The organism is Rhodanobacter humi (assembly GCF_041107455.1).
In the GTDB taxonomy this organism is placed as follows: Bacteria; Pseudomonadota; Gammaproteobacteria; order Xanthomonadales; family Rhodanobacteraceae; genus Rhodanobacter_A.
The window spans coordinates 1,449,089-1,467,066 of sequence record NZ_JBGBPY010000001.1 but is presented as its reverse complement, the minus strand read 5'-3'; the positions used below and the strand labels follow the sequence as shown (position 1 = coordinate 1,467,066).

Genomic DNA, 17,978 nt, shown 5'->3' with positions numbered 1-17,978 from the left:
CGCATCTGGCGGCGTGCAGGCGAAGGGGTGAAACGATGAAACGTCCGGTTCTCGCAGCCTTGGTGCTCGCCCTCGCGCTCGTCCACGCGCCGCTGTCGGCGCGCGATGCACCGGCTGCCGCCTTGCCGATCCCGCCCAGTGGCGTGCTCGGCGTAGGTGATGCGCAGCTCACCCCGGCCTTCTGGATCGGCCTGCAGGCGCAGCCCGACCGGAGCATCCTCAGCCGCGCACAGATCGACGCGCAGAACGCGAAGCTGTTCAAGCTCGATCCCACCATGCACGACCTCGCGGCACTGCCCGCCACGCTGCCGCGCGCGCCGGTGGCCGCATGGATCGAGCACTTGTCGAAGCGTCCTGCGCATGTCCTGTACGACGTGCACGGCCAGCCGGTGCCTGCGGCCACGCTGGACAAGATGCAAAACGATCTGGCTCTGGACGCGATTCCCGCGCAGACCACGGTGCGCTACGGCCTGGTGGTGCAGCGCGCCGCGTTGCGCAGCTTCCCCACCACGCTGCGCGTGTTCAGCGAGCAGGGCGACACCGACATCGACCGCTTCCAGGAAAGCGCCGAATTCCCCGGCACGCCGGTGGCCATCGTGCACACCAGCCGCGACGGGCAGTGGCTATTCGTGCTCAGCCCGCGCTACGCGGCGTGGGTGCAGAAGCGGTACGTGGCGGAAGGCACGAAGGACGTGGTGCTGGCCTACGCCGCGAAGACGCCGTACCGCGTGGTCACCGCCGCCAGCGTGCGCACCGTGTTCACGCCCGAGCAGCCGGCGATGTCGCAGCTGCAGCTCGACATGGGTACGCGCGTCCCGCTGCTCACCACGCTGCCGCCCGACCAGCCGGTGAACGGCCAGACGCCGTATGCCGCGTACACGCTGCAGCTGCCGATTCGCAAGGACGACGGCAGCCTGCAACTGGTGCCCGCGCTGCTGCAGAAGAACACCGATACCGCCGGCGACTACCTGCCACCGACGCCGCGCAACCTGATCACCCAGGCGTTCAAGTTCCTCGGCGAGCGCTACGGCTGGGGCCATGCCTATGACGGCCGCGATTGCTCCGGCTTCGTCTCCGACGTGTACCGCAGCCTGGGCGTGCAGATGCCGCGCAACACCGGCGACCAGGCCAAAAGCCCCGCGCTGGAACACCGCCTGTTCACCGCCGCCGACAGCCACGCGGTGCGCCTGCAGGCGGCGATGCAGCTGCAGCTGGGCGACCTGGTCTACATCCCCGGTCACGTGATGATGGTGCTTGGCCAGTGGCAGGGGCAGCCGTGGGTGATCCACGACGTGCTGGGCATGAGCTACCGCACGGCCGACGGATCCACCGCGCACGTCAAGCTCAACGCGGTGTCGGTGACGCCGCTGTTGCCGATGCTTTATGGCGATGACGGTTCCACTTTCATCGATCACATGACCAGCATCGTGCACATCCGCCGATGAATCGCAGGCGATCCCAACGGTGGCCACCATCTCCCTGCCTCCGTTGGCGGGCTTTGCTCCCCTCGCCCGCTTGCGGGAGAGGGGTTGGGGGAGAGGGGGCTTTTGCTTTTCTCAAGTTTCCAGAAGCGACAAAGCGGTTTCGAGCGCCTGTCGGCGCCCGAGTTACTTTCTCTTTGCGTGGCCAAAGAGAAAGTAACCAAAGAGAAAGGCCACCCCGGTTGGCGCTTGCCGGGCGTCCTGCCCGGCAAGTGCGTGAGGCGTGGCCGGGCTTTTCGAGCGGGCTCCTGCCCGCGCGAAAAGGCGAGTCCATCCATGGCCTCGCCCGCTGCGCGGCCTGGTCGTCCCCGCCTCCCCGCCGTCCAGGGGCCCCGGAAGAGCAGGCGCGCACCGTGCGCGCCAGAAGCGACAGCAACAGCAGGGCACTGCGGGCTTGCGGTTCGCCGTCTCCCTCCCCTGCGTGCAGGGGAGGGTTGGGGTGGGGTGCTCTTGCTTCTGCGCGCTGCGAGCGCGCTGCTCTACCCGGGCCCCTATGGCGCGGCGGGCGGGTGGAGGAAAGTCCGCAGGATGGCCGGCAGGAGGCCGGCCAGTTTTTCGCCGGTATATGGACGTGCCGTCGAAAAACCCCGGAGCCCGCCCGCGCACCCGCAGGGCAGGATGCCCGGAGGGCGAGCCATCGGGGCGCCCCTCTCTTTGGTTACTTTCTCTCGGGCATGCGAGAGAAAGTAACTCGGGCGCCGACAGGCGCTCGAAACCGCTTTGTTCTCGCGATCAACCGGCACTGTGCGTGCTCAAGGTCATCGCGCACAGGGTGCGCTCCTACGATCGCGGGAGCGCGCGGACACCTACGTATTCAACAAGGATGAAAGCCATCCCATGAAAATCACCGACATCCAGTTCGGCATGCTGCGTGTGCCGCTGAAGACCCCGTTCAAGACCGCGCTGCGCACCGTCAACCAGGTCGAGGACATCGTGGTGATGGTGCACACCGACACCGGCCACGTGGGCTACGGCGAGGCGCCGGCCACGGCGGTGATCACCGGCGACACGCACGGCTCCATCGTCGATGCGATCCGCCACTACATCACGCCGCGGTTGCTGGGTCAGGAGGTGGCCGACCTCAATCGGCTGACCGGGCTGATCCAGTCCTCGATGGAGAAGAACTCCAGCGCCAAGGCGGCGGTGGAGATCGCGCTGTACGACCTGTGGGGCCAGCTCTACGGCGCGCCGCTGTACAAGCTGCTGGGCGGCGGAGACCCCGTCATCACCACCGACATCACGATCAGCGTGGACTACATCGACAAGATGGTGGCCGATTCCGTCGCCGCGGTGGAGCGCGGCTTCGAGTCGCTGAAGATCAAGGTGGGCAAGGACATCGGCGTCGACATCGAGCGGGTCAAGGCGATCTACGCCGCGGTGGAAGGCCGCGCGCTGCTGCGCCTGGATGCGAACCAGGGCTGGACCGCCAAGCAGGCGGTGTACGCGCTGCAGACGCTGGAGGAGGCCGGCATCAAGCTGGAGCTGGTCGAGCAGCCGGTGAAGGCGCGCGACCTGGAAGGCATGCGCTACGTCACCGAACGCGTGCACACGCCGATCATGGCCGACGAGAGCGTGTTCGGGCCGATGGAGGTGATCGAGCTGATCCGCCTGCGCGCCGCCGACATCATCAACATCAAGCTGATGAAGACCGGCGGCATCTCGAACGCGATCAAGATCGCCGACATCGCCGCGCTGCACGGTGTGGAATGCATGATCGGCTGCATGCTGGAAACCTCGATCAGCGTGGCGGCGGCGGTGCACGTGGCGGTGGCCAAGTCCAACGCGATCACCAAGGTGGACCTGGACGGGCCTTCGCTGTGCCAGTTCAACCCGGTGGACGGCGGCGTGATCTTCAACGAGTCCGAGATCTCGGTGACGGATGCGCCGGGACTGGGCATCCGCGAGATCCGCGGGCTGGAAACCGGCGTCGTCGCCTGACATGTCGCCGCTGGTCAAAATCCGCTCCGAGCGCGACCGGATGTCGGCGGTGGAACGCCGCATCGCCGATTTCGTGCTGGACAACGCGCAACTGCTGCGCGACTACTCCTCGCAGCAGCTCGCCAACGCGCTGGGCATCAGCCAGTCCAGCGTGGTGAAGTTCACCCAGAAGCTGGGTTTCAAGGGCTATCCCGACCTCAAATACTCGGTGGGCGAGGCGATCGCCCGCGCCGACAACGGCGACGACGACGAGGCCGCCGCCCAGGTCGGCGGCGAGACCGGCGAGTCGCTGGCCGGCAGCCTGTGGCGGCGCAAGTCCGAGGCGGAGGAGGCGACCCGGTTGATCAATCCGCCGCAGACGCTGGCGGCGGTGGCCGCCGCGATCGGCACGGCCGGGCGCAGCGGCAAGGTGTTCATCATCGGCCTCGGCGAGGACGACATCCCGGCGCGCAGCTTCGCGCTGAAGCTGTCGCTGCTGGGCATCCTCACCGTGCACAACTTCGACACCGCACGGATGACCGCCAACGTCTCCGCCGCCGGCCCCGGCGACGTGCTGGTGGTGTTCTCCGAGCACGGCAACCATCCGGCGCTGGGCAAGATCAGCCGCTACTTCCGCGAGCGGCGCGGGCAGGTGATCAGTGTGACCCGGCACACCGCCAACCCGCTGCGCACGCTGGCGGACGTGGCGCTGCTGGTGTCGGCGCACGACGAGCGCCCGTACATCCAGCCACTGCTCTACCAGTCCGCGTTGCAACACCTGCTGGACGTCGTCTTCGTGCGCCTGTGCGAAGGCGACGACGCCAGGCACGCGCAACTGGTCGCCAACCTGGACCGCATCCAGCAGATGCTGGAGCCGTGAATGGCCGCTCGGACGTCCATCCACATCGCACCCTCGAGCCCCGCTCCCTCCGGGAGAGCGATACCCTTGAACCCCTCTTCCGCCGGGAGAGGAAATCCTTCGCTGGAGGTTTTCGTGGCCATGCGCAACCGCCTCGTCACTCTGCTGATCGCCGGCCTGGCCTTCGCAGGCAGCGCCGTCGCCGCCAGCGCCCCGTCCGCCGCCTGGTCCAATGCCGGCCAGATGATTCTGGTCACCGTGCCCGACTGGAACACGATCGAAGGCACGTTGCACGCCTACCAGCGCGACCACGGCGGCGCGTGGCATGAAGTGGGCGCGGCGCGGCCGGTGGTGATCGGGAAGAGCGGCGCGGCCTGGGGCATCGGCCTGAACCCGGCGCAACACGATGGCCCGCAGAAGCGCGAGGGCGACGGCCGCAGCCCGGCCGGCGTGTTCCGCATCGGTACCGCGTTCGGCTACGCCGCCCACGCGGACACGGCACTGCCGTATCTCGCGCTCACCGCCACCGACTGGTGCATGGACGTCAGCGGCACGCCGCTCTACAACCGCATCGCCGACACGGCCAAGGTGGGCGCAGCGGCGCTGAAGGGGGCCAGCGAACCGATGCGGCGCGACCTGCACTTCCATGGCGACCAGGCCTACCGGCTCGGCTTCGTGATCGAGCACAACCCGGATGGTGTGCCGAACGGCGGCAGTTGCATCTTCGCGCACCTGTGGTCGTCGCCGACCACCGGCACCACCGGCTGCACCGCGATGACGCCGGACAGCATGCAGCACCTGCTGGCATGGCTGAAACCGGAGGAACACCCGGTGTTCGTGCTGCTGCCGCAGGACGAATACGCGCGCCTGCGCCACGCATGGCAACTGCCCGACCTGGAGGCCGGCCGATGAGCGCCACTACCCGCGTGTTGCTGGGCCTCGCGGTGGGCGCGCTGGCCGGCCTGGCGCTCGCCGCCTGGGCTCCAGGCTGGGCCGTGCGGGCGGCGGACGTCGCCCAGCCGATCGGCCACCTGTGGCTCAATGCCTTGCAGATGACGGTGGTGCCGCTGGTGCTGGCGCTGGTGGTGGTGGGCGTGAACACGGCCAGCGATGCGGCGGCTTCCGGGCGCATCGCGCGGCGCACCCTCGTCGCCATCATCGCGGTGCTCGCGCTGGGCGCAGCCGTCGCCGCGCTGCTCGCACCGCCGCTGCTGGCGCTGTTCCCGCACGATCCGGCCTTGGGCGCAGTGCTCGGCGGCCATGCCACGAATGCCCCCGTGGCGGCCGCGCCGGGCTGGGCCACTTGGTTCGAGGGCATCGTGCCCAGCAACGCGCTGATGGCCGCGGCGCAGAGCGCGATGCTGCCGCTGGTGGTGTTCGCGTTGTGCCTCGGCTTCGCGCTGACGCAGTTGCAGCCGGCGCGGCGCGCCCTGCTGCTGGAGTTCTTCCAGGCCATCGCGGACGCGATGATCGCGATCGTGCGCTGGGTGCTGTGGCTGGCGCCGCTGGGCGTGTTCGCGCTGATCCTCGCCGTCTGCGCGCGCGCCGGCCTGGGCATGGTGCGCGCGCTGGGCGTGTTCGTGCTGCTGGAGATCGTCCTGCACCTCACGGTCACCGTGTTGATGCTGCCGGTGGCGGTGCTGTGGGGCGGCGAACGGTTGCGCCGCTTCGTGGTCGCGCTGGCGCCCGCGCAGGCGGTGGCGGCCAGCACGCAGTCCTCGCTGGCCTCGCTGCCGGCGATGCTGGAGAGCGCGGAACGGCGGCTCGGCTACCCGACCCAGGTCACCGCGCTGGCGCTGCCGATGGCGGTGTCGCTGTGCCGGCTCACCAGCCCGGTGCAGTACATCGCTTCGGCCTGCTTCATCGCCTGGGCCAGCGGCATCCACCTGGGGCCGGCGCAGCTCGCGGCGGGCGCGGCGCTGGCGGTGGTGATCAGCCTGGGCTCGGTCGGCCTGCCGGGCCAGGTCACCTTCATGGCGACCAACCTGCCGGTGGCGCAGGCGATGGGCGTGCCGGTGGCGCCGCTGGGCCTGATGCTGGCGGTGGACGCGCTGCCCGACGTGTTCGCCACGCTGGGCAATGTCACCGCCGACCTCACCGTGACCAGCGTGGTGGCGCGGCAATCGCGACATGACGCGGCAACCGACGCGCCGCGCGCGCCGGAGGGCGCCAACGGACCGTAACGCCCGTGGAACGTCGCAGGACGGACGGGCGCCCGGCGCAACGAGCACGGGCAAATGGCCGGCTATACTGCAAGGCCCGCGGCGCCCGTTGCGCCGTCCCGCCCGCAGGCCCGCCATGCTGCTGATGATCGACAACTACGACAGCTTCACCTTCAACCTCGTGCAGTACCTGGGCGAGCTGGGGCAGGAGGTGAAGGTGGTGCGCAACGATGCGCTGGACGTGGCCGGCATCCGCGCGCTGAAGCCCGCGCACATCATGATCTCGCCGGGGCCGGGCACACCGGACGACGCGGGCGTGTCGCTGGACGTGTTGCGCGAGCTGTCGGGCGAGATCCCGGTGTTCGGCGTGTGCCTGGGCCACCAGGCGATCGGCCAGGCCTTCGGCGGCAAGGTGATCCGCGCCAAGCGGATCATGCACGGCAAGACCTCGCCGGTGCGCCATCGCGGCCAGGGTGTGTTCGCCGGCCTGCCCGACCCGTTCGAGGCCACGCGCTACCACTCGCTGGTGGTGGAGCAGGGTTCGCTGCCGGATTGCCTGGAAGTGACGGCGTGGACGGAGAACGCGGACGGCAGCATCGACGAGATCATGGGCCTGCGCCACAGGACCTTGCCGGTCGAGGGCGTGCAGTTCCACCCCGAATCCATCCTCACCCAGCACGGCCACGACCTGCTGGCGAACTTCCTGGGCCTGCCGCGGCGGAAGCTGGCGGCATGAGCGCACGCGAAATCACCATCACGCCGCAGGAGGCCCTGCAGCGCACGATCGAGCACCGCGAGATCTTCCACGACGAGATGATCGCGCTGATGCGCCAGATCATGGCGGGCGAGGTGAGTCCGCTGATGACCGCGGCGATCATCACCGGCCTGCGCGTGAAGAAGGAGACGGTGGGCGAGATCACCGGCGCGGCGCGGGTGATGCGCGAGCTGGCACACAAGGTCGAGGTGGCGGGCGATACCGCGCACCTGCTCGACATCGTGGGCACCGGTGGCGACGGCGCCTCCAGCTTCAACATCTCCACCGCCTCGATGTTCGTGGCCGCGGCGGCGGGCGCACGCATCGCCAAGCACGGCGGGCGCAGCGTGTCGTCCAAGTCCGGCAGCGCCGACGTGCTGGAGGCACTGGGCGCGCGCATCGACCTCGCGCCCGCGCAGGTGGCCGAGTGCCTGGCCGAGACCGGCATCGGCTTCATGTTCGCGCCCAACCATCATCCGGCGATGAAGGTGGTGGCGCCGGTGCGCAAGGAGATGGGCGTGCGCACCCTGTTCAACATCCTGGGCCCGCTCACCAACCCGGCCGGCGCGCCGAACATCCTGATGGGCGTGTTCCACCCCGATCTGGTCGGCATTCAGGTGCGCGTGCTGCAGCAGCTCGGCGCGCGGCGCGCGCTGGTGGTGTGGGGCCGCGACGGCATGGACGAGATCTCGCTGGGCGCGGCCACCCTTGTCGGCGAGCTGAAGGACGGCGTGGTGCGCGAGTACGAGGTCGAACCGGAGGATTTCGGCCTGGCGATGGCGTCCAGCCGCAACCTGCGCGTGGCCGACGTGGCCGAGTCGAAGGCGATGCTGGAACGGGCGCTGGACGGCGAACGCGGCGTGCCGCACGACATCGTCTGTCTCAACGCGGGCGCGGCGCTGTACGCCGCGAACGTGGCCGCATCGATAGCCGAGGGCATCGCGCTGGCGCGAGCCGCGATTGCCAGCGGCGCGGCCCGTGCGAAAATGCAGACCTTCGTGGCAACGACGCAACGGCTGGCCGGCGGGCTGTGATAGCTTGACGGCGCGACGACATGGTCGTCGCCACGATGCCCCGGCCCCGACTCCCCACCGCCCATGACCGACATCCTCAACCGCATCCTCGCCCGCAAGGCGGAAGAAGTGGCCGAACGCCAGTCGCGGCTGCCGCTGGCCGAACTGGCCGCGCGCATCCCCGATCTGCCCGAGACGCGCGGCTTCGCCGCGGCGATCGAGGCGAAGATCAACGCCGGCAAGCCCGCGGTGATCGCCGAGGTGAAGAAGGCCAGCCCCAGCAAGGGCGTGATCCGCGCCGACTTCGATCCGGCGGCGATCGCGAAAAGCTACGCGAAGGGTGGCGCGGCCTGCCTCTCGGTGCTCACCGACAGCGACTTCTTCCAGGGCAGCGAGGCGTTCCTGCAGCAGGCGCGCGACGCGTGTTCGCTGCCGGTGCTGCGCAAGGACTTCATCATCGACCCGTACCAGGTACACGAGGCGCGCGTGATCGGCGCCGACTGCGTGCTGCTGATCGTGGCCGCGCTGGACGACGACGTGCTGCTGCAGCTCTCGCTGCAGGCGGCCGAGCTCGACCTCGACGTGCTGTGCGAAGTGCACGACGAGGAGGAGCTGGAGCGCGCGCTGGCGCTGCCGGTGCCGCTGATCGGCGTCAACAACCGCAATCTGCGCAACTTCGAGACCTCGCTGGAGACCTCGCTGGCGCTGCAGGAACTGATGGAATACGACCGCATCCTGGTCGCCGAATCCGGCATCCGCACGCCCGAGGACGTGGCGCGGCTGCGCGAGGGCGGCATCAACGCGTTCCTGGTCGGCGAGGCGTTCATGCGCGCCGAGGACCCGGGCAGCGAACTGAAGCGGTTGTTCGGCACGAAGTAATGCACATGGACACAGGGGACATGGCGTCGTCCGCGACGGTCGGCACGGACGTGCCGGCGCAGCGCGTGGTGTTGTTCGACTTCGACGGCGTGCTGCTGCACGGCGACGCGTTTTACCTGTTCATCCGCAGCCGCTATGCGCGCTCGTGGCTGCGCAAGCTGCTGGTGCTGCCCTGTCTGCCGTGGCTGCTGCTGCAGCTGCCGTTCTCGCGCCGGCGCGTGGCGCGCACCCTGGTGCACGCCGCGCTGTTCGGTACGGGCGAGCAGCGCTACCAGGCGCAGGCGCGCACCTACGCCGCCGAGATGGTGCAGCACTCGCGCCTGTTCAACCGCGACGCCTTGCGCACGTTGCGCCGCCACCAGCAGGCGGGCGACCGCGTGATCGTGGTGACCGGCTGCGAGCAGGCGCTGGTGGGCGGGATCCTCGAACAGCTGGGCCTGGGCGGGGTCGAGCTGCTGGCCTCACGGCTGCGTGCCACCGGCCTGGGCATGCGCATCGGCTTCCACAACATCGGCGCGAACAAGCTCAAGGCGCTGGCCGCGCACGGCGTGACCGCGTGGCAGCAGGCCTACAGCGATTCGCTGATGGACGTGCCGATGCTCAAGCCCGCCGCCGAGCCGGTGCTGGTTAATGGCACGCCGAAGCTGTGCAAGAAGATGGACGTGGCGCTGGGCCGGGTGGTCGGCCGCGCCGAGTGGCGTTGACGCGCCCGTGAACCGTTCACGCTGAGCGTAGCCCGCGTAGCGGGCGAAGTCGAAGCGCTCCCTTCGACTTCGCGCCTTCGGCGCTACGCTCAGGGTGAACGGGAAGTGGTTATCGACAGCGCCACCGCCTCCGCCACGCGGATCCCGTCCACTGCTGCGGAAAGAATGCCGCCCGCATAGCCCGCGCCTTCGCCGGCGGGGTACAGGCCGCGCGTGTTGAGGCTCTGCAGATCCTCGTCGCGGCGCTTGATGCGCACCGGCGAGGAAGTGCGCGTCTCCACCCCGGTGAGCATCGCGTCGGGCAGCGCGTAACCCTTGATCTGGCGGTCGAACGCGGGGATCGCGGCGCGGATCGCGGCCACCGCATAGTCGGGCAGGGCGGTGGAGAGATCGGTGAGATGCACGCCCGGCTTGTACGAGGGCTGCACGTCACCGAAGGCGCGCGAAGGCTTGCCCGCGAGGAAGTCGCCCACGCGCTGGCCCGGTGCGCTGTAGTCGCCACCGCCCAGGGCGTAGGCGTTCGATTCCCAGTGCCGCTGCAGCGCGATGCCGGCCAGCGGACCTTCGCCGTACGGCGCGTAGTCGGCCGGCGCGATGTCGCAGACGATCGCCGCGTTCGCGTTGCGCTCGTTGCGCGAGTACTGGCTCATGCCGTTCGTCACCACGCGGCCCGGCTCGCTGGTGGCGGCCACCACGGTGCCGCCGGGGCACATGCAGAAGCTGTACACCGAGCGGCCATCGCGGCCGTGGTGCACGAGGTGATAGTCGGCCGCGCCGAGGATGGGATGGCCGGCCTGCGGGCCGAAGCGTGCGTGGTCGATCAGCGACTGCGGGTGCTCGATGCGGAAGCCGATCGAGAACGGCTTGGCCTCCAGGTACACGCCGCGCGCATGCAGCATCTCGAACGTGTCGCGCGCACTGTGGCCCAGCGCCAGCACCACATGGTCGCTGCGCAGCTCCTCGCCGCCGGCTAGCCGCACGCCGCGCACCTGGCGCTCGCCCGGTGCGTCGGTCTCGATCAGCAGATCGTCCACGCGCTGGTCGAAGCGGATCTCGCCGCCCAGTTCCTCGATGGTGCCGCGCATGTTCTCCACCATCGTCACCAGCCGGAACGTGCCGATATGCGGCTTGCTGACGTAGAGGATCTCCTCCGGCGCGCCGGCCGCGACGAACTCGGTGAGCACCTTGCGGCCGTGGTGCCGCGGATCGCGGATCTGGCTGTGCAGCTTGCCGTCGGAAAACGTGCCCGCGCCACCCTCGCCGAACTGCACGTTGGAATCCGGATGCAGCTCGCGCTTGCGCCACAGGTCCCAGGTATCCTTGGTGCGCTCGCGCACCGCCTTGCCGCGTTCCAGCACGATGGGGCGGAATCCCGACTGCGCCAGGATCAGCGCCGCGAACAGGCCGCAGGGACCGAAGCCGATCACGATGGGGCGGTGTTCCAGTCGCGCCGGTGCCTGTGCCACGAAGTGGTAGCGGGTGTCGGGCGTCACCTGCACATGACGATCATCCGCATGGCGAGCCAGCAGCGCGGCCTCGTCGGCCACGTCCACGTCCAGTGTGTAGATCAGCGCGATCGCGCCGCGCTTGCGCGCGTCGTAGCCACGGCGGAACACGGCGTAGCCATGCAGCGCGGTGGGCTGGATGCCGAGCTTCGCGCAGATTGCCGCGGGGAGTGCTTCCGCGGGATGGTCCAGCGGAAGCTTGAGGTCGGTGAGGCGCAGCATCAGGAGGTGGGAGTGTTCGCTGGGGCGAAGGAGCGGATTTTCGCAGATTCGCGGACTTTGCTCCCTCCCCCCGCCGGGGAGAGGGTTGGGGTGAGGGGCAGGTGCTCGCCGCAATGCGGGACCCAGGCGCCGCGCCCGCGCCGCGCCTCAGAACTTCCCGAGGAAATCCGCCTTGCCCAGCTCGGCGCCCGCCTCGCGCAGGATCGCGTAGGCGGTGGTGCAGTGGAAGAACAGGTTGGGCAGCACGTAGTCGAACAGGTAGGCCTGGCCTTCGAAGCGCTGCTCGCCGCTGGGGCTGTTGCGGCTGGGGAAGACCACGCTGCGCGCTTCGCTGCCGTCGATCTGCGCGGGCTGGAAGCCCTGCACGTAGGCGGCCGCGGCGTCGATACGCGCGTACACCTGCGCAAGCGTGGCCTCGTTGTCCTCGAACGACTTCGGTTCGACGCCGGCGAGGCGGGCGCAGCCGCGGGCGGCCATGTCGCAGGCGATCTGCACCTGCTTGACCAGCGGCAGCATGTCGGGGATCAGGCGCGTTTGCAGCAAGGTGGCGTCGCTGACGTTCTTGGCCTTGGCGTGCGCCTCGCCCTGCTGCAGCACATGGCGCAGGTTGGCGAGCGCGCGGACGAAGACGGGAACGGAGGCTTGGTACATGGAGAGACTCATCGGGATGGCTCCACTGGGTCGGGGGAAGGCAGGTCGGCGGCGAGCACGTCGCCTAGGGATGCTGGTGCCATGGGCGCGACGGCGATGTCGTCGGTCGAGGCCGATGCCGGCGCGGCATGCCGAGTGGCGCGGATCGCCACCAGTGTCGCCGCGAACAGCAGCAGCGCGGCCAGCACGAAGGCCACGCCCGGCAGGTGGTGCACCGGCGCGTGGTCGCTGATGAACAGCGCGAACAGGCTGGCGAACATCGACGGGCCGAAGATACCGGCGAGGCTGGCGAGGCTGGTCAGCGCGCCCTGCAGGCGGCCCTGTTCGTGCGGGTCGACCTGGTGGGTCATCATCGACTGCGCCGGCGGTCCGGCGAGGCCGCCGAGGCAGAACACCGGGATCGCGGTCAGGAACAGCCACGCGCTGGACGCGAGGCCGAACACGAGGTAGCCCAGCACGCACAGCGACAGGCCGATCAGGATCATCCGCCGCTCGCCCAGCTTCGGCATCAGCCGGCGCACCAGCACCGCCTGCACCAGGCCGCTGCACAGGCCGACCAGGCCCAGCGTGTAGCCCACCACCTGCGGGCCCCAGCCGAAGCGGTAGTCGGTGTACAGCACGTAGGTGGAGTTGAGCGAGAACTGCGCGAGGTTGATCAGGAAGAACACCGCGGCCAGCGCGAACACCTGCGGGTAACGGCGCAGCAGCACCACCGCGCCGAACGGGTTGGCGTGGCGCCAGTCGAAGCGCGGCGCGCGGCGCTCCGGCGGCAGCGACTCTGGCAGCACGAAATAGCCATAGCAGAAGTTGAGCAGCGACAACCCGGCCGCGACCCAGAACGGCAGGCGCAGGTGCCAGTGGCCGAGGAAGCCGCCGAGCGCCGGGCCCACGATGAAGCCGATGCCGAACGCCGCGCCCAGCATGCCGAACGCGGCGGCGCGCTTTTCCTTAGGCACGATGTCGGCGATGTAGGCGTTCGCGGTGGAGAAGCTCGCCGCGCAGATGCCGGATACCGCGCGGCCCAGGAACAGCAGCCACAGCACCGGCGCCAGCGCCATCACGATGAAATCCACGCCGAGGCCGAAGCTGGAGATCAGGATCACTGTGCGCCGGCCGTAGCGGTCCGACAGCGCGCCCTGCACCGGCGAGAACACGAACTGCATCACCATGAACAGCGTGGCGAACGCGCCCACCCAGACCGCCGCCTTGGCGATGCTCCCGCCGATCAGGTCGACGATCAGGTGCGGCAGCACCGGGATGATGATGCCGAACGCCAGCATGTCCAGCATCACGGTGACGAAGATGAAGGCGAGGGCGGCGTGGTGGCGCGGGGCGTGGGCGACAGGCTGGCTCATGGCACGGATGGCGGCGGCAGACGCGGAACGATAGCGCATCGCGCCGCGCTGCGGCTGGCCGACAGCGGAACGAAAGGCGTCTTCAGCCCGGCGGCGCCGTGAGTTCCTGCGCGTCCAGGCAACCGGTGCGGAGGCGGTCCAGCTTGTGGAACTGGCGGCGCAGGTTCGCCTGCCATTCCTTGAGCGTCACCAGCTTGCCGCGGCCGCCGGGCAACTCGTCGGGCTCCAGCACGCCGTCGTGGTTGGCGTCCATGCGCTCGAAGCCCCGGCTCATGTAGGCCACGTATTCGGCCTCGCTCACGCAGCCGTTGCCGTCGGTGTCGAACTGGCGCAGGTAGGCGTTGCGCGAATCCTGCGCTGCCGCCGCGAGCGGCAGCAGCAGCGCGAGGGTGGCGGCGAGGCCGGGGTGGAGGAAGCGTGGGGCGGTCGGCATGCGGAGCAGTGTGCGGCACGCCGCGCCGTCGCGTCGAGAACGGACGCACGCCGTGCGAAGGCCCGCGCTTGGGAGGCGAAGGCAGCGCGATCCGGCCGTCGCGTCGCCGCGAAGCTCGGCTTTCCGCGGGTTACTCCGCGGGCGGCGTTTGCTGCGGCGAGGGGGCGGCAGCACCGGGCTGGACCGGCGAGGTGTCGCCCATGGCGGCGACGACACGGTTGCGCCCCGCCCGCTTGGCGTCGTATAGCGCGCGATCCGCGCGGCGGACCAGGGTTTGCACCTCGGTGTCCTCCGGCCGGTAAGCGGCGATGCCGACGGAAATGGTGACACCCGGAACATCGGCATCCGACACGGGCGGCATCGCGGCGACGGCCACGCGCAGTCGTTCGGCCAGCGCCATCGCCTCGGCCAGGCCCGTGCCCGGCAGCAGGGCGAGGAATTCCTCGCCACCCATGCGGCCCAGCACGGCCGGCGGCTGCAGCCGCCAGCGGATGGCGGCGGCCAGCGCCGCCAGCACGCGGTCGCCGGTGGCGTGGCCGAATTCGTCGTTGATGCGCTTGAAGTGATCGACGTCGATGATCAGCGCGGCCAGCGTGTTGGGGCGGCTCGTCGCGCTGAACAACCGTGCCGACTCCTCGTCCAGCGCGAGGCGGTTCAGCGTGCCGGTGAGCGGATCGGTGCGCGCCAGCCGATGCAGTTCGGCCTGCACCGTCTCGTTGTACATCAGCAGGAAGCCGATGCTGGCGAGCACCGGCTCCACCGCGCTGTAGATCATCTGCACCGCATTGGCGGGCGAGTAGGCGAGCAGCCCGGCCGCGCCGGCGGGATGCAAGGCCAGGTCGCCCAGCCGGGCGGCCCAGCCCGCCAGGGCGCCCAGCAGCACCAGCAGCATCACCCGCTGCGCGATCGAGCCGCCGCGGCGCAGCGCATGGCGCAGCGGCCACACCAGCAACAGCAGGTAGGCACCCAGCGCGAGCGACGCGATGTAGACGCGCATGCGGTAGTCGGGCACGGCCACGCCGAACCAGGCGATGCCGAGCCAGCCGGTCGCGCCGATCATCACCAGCAAGGCCCGGCGTTGCGGCACGCCCAGCAACAGGCGCAGCGCGCGCGTGGTCTCGGCGTAGGACACCATCAGCACGCCGTTGGCGAGCACGATCGACACCCAGTCGCTGACCTGCCCGCGCAGCCCCATCAGCACCCAGCCGATCGCCTGCAGCAGCAACACGGTGCCCCAGATGCGCAGGCTGGTGCGGGCGACACCGGCATAGGCCCGCGTGGCGACCAGCAGCAGCGGTGCCAGCAGCAGCGCCTGCAAGGCACCGAACAGGGCGATGGTGGCCAGGTCGATTCGCACGATGTCCGGGATGGCGGGTGGCGCCGGTGTGGCGAAAGTACCCCCGGCGCGCTGCCGTTATCGGCCGCAGTGTGAAATACCTTAGTGCCGATTCAATGCTTCTGCGTGATCCGCGCCGGGGGCGGTTTGCGCACAGGCCAAGGCGGAACGAAGGTCGCGGGCAGGATCATGGATGGACTCGGCCCCTGGAAGCGGGGAGCGCATGTCCGTCCACGAGCGGTGATGGCGCACGAATGACGGACAAAAGCACCTTGCCCGGTCTCGCCTCAGCGCACCCCGCCGTGGATGCCGATGAACTGCAGGAACTCGGCGCGGGTGCGGGCGTCGTCGCGGAACGCGCCCAGCATCTGGCTGGTGACCATCGACACGCCGCGCTTGTGCACGCCGCGGGTGGTCATGCACTCGTGGCTGGCGTCGACCACCACCGCCACGCCGGCCGGCCGCAGGTTCTCCTGAATGCAGTGGGCGATCTGCGCGGTGAGCTTCTCCTGCACCTGGAAGCGGCGCGCGTAGCCTTCCACCACCCGCGCCAGCTTGCTGATGCCGACCACGCGGTTAGTCGGCAGGTAGCCGACGTGGGCGCGGCCGATGATCGGCGCCATGTGGTGCTCGCAGTGGCTCTCGAACTCGATGTCGCGCAGCACCACCATCTCGTCGTAGCCCTCGACTTCCTTGAAGGTGCGCTTGAGGTAGTCGGCCGGGTCTTCCGTGTAGCCGCTGAACCAGTCGCGATAGGCCTTCACCACGCGCTTGGGCGTGTCGAGCAGGCCTTCGCGCGCGGGGTCCTCGCCGGCCCAGCGCAGCAGGACGCGCACGGCTTCCTCGGCTTGTTCGCGGGTGACGTCGTTCGGGGTGGGGTCGCTCATGGGGATGCTCGGTACGGCGGGACGTGACAGTGTAACGCCCGTGCCACGGCAGGCGACGACGCGAGTGTGCAAAGCCCGCGGCAGGGAGGTCAGGCCTCGTCGTCGACCGGCTCGTCACCTTCGAGACCGCTTTCGGGAAGTTTGTCCGTTGCACCCGCCTCGTCGCCTACGGACGACAGCTTTTTCGGCATGGATCGCTTTGGCTTGATCCCGAGATCCCGCAGTTGTTCCGCTTGTCGAACCAAGCCATTCCGCGGGCTGACCAAGGCCTTTTCCGCGGCTTGGGTCGCCGTGGTTGCCTTGGCCAGCGCCTCACCGATAGTCACGACGTGCTCGCTGAAGCGCACTGCGGCGTCGTACATGAGGCCACCGCGCTTGACGATCTCGTCCATGCTGCGCGTGGTCCTTTCAACGCGCCATATGTATTCGATCGTGCGCAGCACGGTGAACAAGGTGTTCGGTGAAACGAGCGCGACGTGCCGTTCCAATGCGTACTGCGCGAGGCTCGGATCGGCTTCGCTGGCAGCCATCAGTGCGCTCTCGATGGGCACGAAAAGCAGGGTGAAATCCACGCTCTTCAAGTTGTAGAGCGACGGGTAGTTCTTTCCCGAAAGATCCTTGATATGCCGCTTGATGGAGGCGGAGTGGTCTTCCAGTGCTTCTGTGCGAACGTGATCGTCGTCGGTCGCTGCGACGTATCGCTCGTAGGCAACCAGCGATACTTTCGCGTCGATGACGATGGCGCGCTCTTGCGGAAGATCCAGCACCACGTCCGGGATGAGTCGGCCATCCGTATCGTCGGTGTGATGACTTGCCTGCGTGCGGAATTCGATCCCTTCACGCAGCCCGGCCAGTTCAAGTACCCGTTGCAGTACTGCCTCGCCCCAGATGCCGCGCGTCTTGCTCTCGCCGCGCAGCGCGTTGGTGAGTGACTGAGCCTTGGCGCCGATGTCCTGATTCAACTCGGTCAGGTGACGGATCTGCGCGATCAATCCTTCGCGCGCTATGAGGTCCGCCTCACGAGTTGCCTCAACCTTGCCCTTGAAGTCGTCGAGGGACTTGCTGAAGGGGGTGAGCAGGTTTGACAGTGTGGCTTTCTGCTGCTCGTTGAGCCGGGCGCCTTTCTCCTCCAGAAGTGCATTGGCCATCAGCTTGAACTCCTTGGCCATCTCATCCTTCGCATCTGCCAGCAGCTTGCTGGTGTCAATCTCACGCTGCCGCGCCGATTTCACTTCTTGATCGAGTCGAGCCTGCGATTCGAGCAGCCTGCTTTTCTCCTCGGTCAGGCTCTTGTTGGCGGCGGTCAGTTGGGAGAGTTGTTCGTGCGCCAGAGCCAGGCTTCTACCTGCCGCATCATGCTGACTGGACATGCTGGCCAGGTCGGCGCGCCTGGCCGAAAGAATCTCCTGCACGGTCCTCAGTTCTTTCTCCAGGCTCGCTGCGCGTTCGGCTTGCACCTGTGCAGATGCCAGTTGCGTAGTGGCCTCGTGGAATTTGGTTTCGGTGTCGCTGCGCTCACGTGCGACATTGCGTCCGTGCAACAGTACGACTGCTTGCAAGGCGATGACGATAAGCACGACAACGACGAGGACGATCAGCAGAAGTTCGGTGATGGACATGACGTATCCAGCGGAAAACAGGTCGCCAGTTTACGCGCTGGCGTATCAGTTACTGCGACAGCTTGTACGCAGTGCCGGCATGGCACTCGTGCAGTCATTCGGAACGCTTTGCGGCATGGACGCATCCTATGTCCAGTCGGATCGTCCCGGCGGCTGCGCGTATTTCACGCCGCCATTGCCGCTGAGGTGCATCATGGCTCG

Annotated in this window: 16 protein-coding genes; 9 read left to right on the top strand and 7 right to left on the bottom strand. The window is 68.7% G+C overall.

The window, feature by feature from the left end; translation table 11 throughout:
- The first annotated feature begins 35 nt into the window (after positions 1–35).
- The 9 genes from AB7878_RS06465 to AB7878_RS06425 all read left to right on the top strand — a co-directional run bounded on the left by AB7878_RS06465 (position 36) and on the right by AB7878_RS06425 (position 9,769).
- Positions 36–1,445 (top strand): C40 family peptidase, encoded by a 1,410-nt coding sequence (locus tag AB7878_RS06465; protein WP_369493573.1) that lies wholly within the window; start codon positions 36–38, stop codon positions 1,443–1,445.
- A gap of 873 nt (positions 1,446–2,318) precedes the next feature.
- Complete coding sequence (locus AB7878_RS06460; RefSeq protein WP_369493572.1) at positions 2,319–3,419, top strand: dipeptide epimerase; 1,101 nt, start codon at positions 2,319–2,321, stop codon at positions 3,417–3,419.
- A 1-nt stretch (position 3,420) separates the two neighbouring features.
- The gene (locus AB7878_RS06455) at positions 3,421–4,278 is read left to right on the top strand and encodes a MurR/RpiR family transcriptional regulator (protein ID WP_369493571.1); all 858 of its coding nucleotides are present in this window, start codon (positions 3,421–3,423) and stop codon (positions 4,276–4,278) included.
- Between the two features lie 120 nt (positions 4,279–4,398).
- The gene (locus AB7878_RS06450; RefSeq protein WP_369493570.1) at positions 4,399–5,169 is read left to right on the top strand and encodes a L,D-transpeptidase family protein; all 771 of its coding nucleotides are present in this window, start codon (positions 4,399–4,401) and stop codon (positions 5,167–5,169) included.
- On the top strand, positions 5,166–6,440 hold the full coding sequence (locus AB7878_RS06445) for a dicarboxylate/amino acid:cation symporter (RefSeq protein ID WP_369493569.1): 1,275 nt from the start codon (positions 5,166–5,168) through the stop codon (positions 6,438–6,440). Before AB7878_RS06450 ends, AB7878_RS06445 begins: the two co-directional genes overlap by 4 nt.
- Positions 6,441–6,555: 115 nt before the next feature.
- A complete protein-coding gene (locus AB7878_RS06440; protein WP_369493568.1) occupies positions 6,556–7,155 on the top strand; it encodes an anthranilate synthase component II in 600 nt (199 codons plus the stop codon).
- Positions 7,152–8,207: an anthranilate phosphoribosyltransferase gene (gene trpD / locus AB7878_RS06435; RefSeq protein WP_369493567.1), complete on the top strand. Its 1,056-nt coding sequence runs from the start codon at positions 7,152–7,154 to the stop codon at positions 8,205–8,207. Before AB7878_RS06440 ends, trpD begins: the two co-directional genes overlap by 4 nt.
- Positions 8,208–8,270: 63 nt before the next feature.
- The gene (trpC, locus tag AB7878_RS06430) at positions 8,271–9,065 is read left to right on the top strand and encodes an indole-3-glycerol phosphate synthase TrpC (RefSeq protein WP_369493566.1); all 795 of its coding nucleotides are present in this window, start codon (positions 8,271–8,273) and stop codon (positions 9,063–9,065) included.
- Between the two features lie 5 nt (positions 9,066–9,070).
- Positions 9,071–9,769 (top strand): HAD family hydrolase, encoded by a 699-nt coding sequence (locus AB7878_RS06425; RefSeq protein ID WP_369493565.1) that lies wholly within the window; start codon positions 9,071–9,073, stop codon positions 9,767–9,769.
- An 89-nt stretch (positions 9,770–9,858) separates the two neighbouring features.
- On the opposite strand, the gene AB7878_RS06420 is transcribed toward AB7878_RS06425, so the two are convergent.
- The 7 genes from AB7878_RS06420 to AB7878_RS06390 all read right to left on the bottom strand — a co-directional run bounded on the left by AB7878_RS06420 (position 9,859) and on the right by AB7878_RS06390 (position 17,777).
- Entirely contained in the window at positions 9,859–11,496 is a 1,638-nt protein-coding gene (locus AB7878_RS06420; protein WP_369493564.1) for an NAD(P)/FAD-dependent oxidoreductase, read from the bottom strand.
- 147 nt (positions 11,497–11,643) lie between these two features.
- On the bottom strand, positions 11,644–12,159 hold the full coding sequence (locus AB7878_RS06415; RefSeq protein WP_369493563.1) for a DUF1993 domain-containing protein: 516 nt from the start codon (positions 12,157–12,159) through the stop codon (positions 11,644–11,646).
- Positions 12,156–13,502: a TCR/Tet family MFS transporter gene (locus AB7878_RS06410; protein ID WP_369493562.1), complete on the bottom strand. Its 1,347-nt coding sequence runs from the start codon at positions 13,500–13,502 to the stop codon at positions 12,156–12,158. The genes AB7878_RS06415 and AB7878_RS06410 overlap by 4 nt, the downstream gene beginning before the upstream one ends.
- 82 nt (positions 13,503–13,584) lie before the next feature.
- Positions 13,585–13,935 carry an EF-hand domain-containing protein gene (locus AB7878_RS06405; protein WP_369493561.1) on the bottom strand — a complete coding sequence of 117 codons (351 nt, stop codon included), beginning with the start codon at positions 13,933–13,935 and terminating at the stop codon, positions 13,585–13,587.
- Between the two features lie 130 nt (positions 13,936–14,065).
- Entirely contained in the window at positions 14,066–15,292 is a 1,227-nt protein-coding gene (locus tag AB7878_RS06400) for a GGDEF domain-containing protein (RefSeq protein ID WP_369493560.1), read from the bottom strand.
- 266 nt (positions 15,293–15,558) lie between these two features.
- Complete coding sequence (gene folE / locus AB7878_RS06395) at positions 15,559–16,158, bottom strand: GTP cyclohydrolase I FolE (protein ID WP_369493559.1); 600 nt, start codon at positions 16,156–16,158, stop codon at positions 15,559–15,561.
- Positions 16,159–16,247: 89 nt separating this feature from the next.
- Positions 16,248–17,777 (bottom strand): DNA recombination protein RmuC, encoded by a 1,530-nt coding sequence (locus tag AB7878_RS06390; RefSeq protein WP_369493558.1) that lies wholly within the window; start codon positions 17,775–17,777, stop codon positions 16,248–16,250.
- Between the last annotated feature and the right edge of the window lie 201 nt (positions 17,778–17,978).

Excerpts from the sequence above, each read along its gene's own strand:
- AB7878_RS06425 (WP_369493565.1), top strand. The coding sequence starts at position 9,071 with ATGGACACAGGGGACATGGCGTCGTCCGCGACGGTCGGCACGGACGTG.
- AB7878_RS06405 (WP_369493561.1), bottom strand. The coding sequence starts at position 13,935 with ATGCCGACCGCCCCACGCTTCCTCCACCCCGGCCTCGCCGCCACCCTC.
- AB7878_RS06455 (WP_369493571.1), top strand. The coding sequence starts at position 3,421 with ATGTCGCCGCTGGTCAAAATCCGCTCCGAGCGCGACCGGATGTCGGCG.
- trpC (WP_369493566.1), top strand. The coding sequence starts at position 8,271 with ATGACCGACATCCTCAACCGCATCCTCGCCCGCAAGGCGGAAGAAGTG.
- AB7878_RS06450 (WP_369493570.1), top strand. The coding sequence starts at position 4,399 with ATGCGCAACCGCCTCGTCACTCTGCTGATCGCCGGCCTGGCCTTCGCA.
- AB7878_RS06460 (WP_369493572.1), top strand. The coding sequence starts at position 2,319 with ATGAAAATCACCGACATCCAGTTCGGCATGCTGCGTGTGCCGCTGAAG.
- trpD (WP_369493567.1), top strand. The coding sequence starts at position 7,152 with ATGAGCGCACGCGAAATCACCATCACGCCGCAGGAGGCCCTGCAGCGC.
- folE (WP_369493559.1), bottom strand. The coding sequence starts at position 16,158 with ATGAGCGACCCCACCCCGAACGACGTCACCCGCGAACAAGCCGAGGAA.
- AB7878_RS06440 (WP_369493568.1), top strand. The coding sequence starts at position 6,556 with ATGCTGCTGATGATCGACAACTACGACAGCTTCACCTTCAACCTCGTG.
- AB7878_RS06465 (WP_369493573.1), top strand. The coding sequence starts at position 36 with ATGAAACGTCCGGTTCTCGCAGCCTTGGTGCTCGCCCTCGCGCTCGTC.
- AB7878_RS06390 (WP_369493558.1), bottom strand. The coding sequence starts at position 17,777 with ATGTCCATCACCGAACTTCTGCTGATCGTCCTCGTCGTTGTCGTGCTT.
- AB7878_RS06445 (WP_369493569.1), top strand. The coding sequence starts at position 5,166 with ATGAGCGCCACTACCCGCGTGTTGCTGGGCCTCGCGGTGGGCGCGCTG.
- AB7878_RS06415 (WP_369493563.1), bottom strand. The coding sequence starts at position 12,159 with ATGAGTCTCTCCATGTACCAAGCCTCCGTTCCCGTCTTCGTCCGCGCG.
- AB7878_RS06410 (WP_369493562.1), bottom strand. The coding sequence starts at position 13,502 with ATGAGCCAGCCTGTCGCCCACGCCCCGCGCCACCACGCCGCCCTCGCC.
- AB7878_RS06420 (WP_369493564.1), bottom strand. The coding sequence starts at position 11,496 with ATGCTGCGCCTCACCGACCTCAAGCTTCCGCTGGACCATCCCGCGGAA.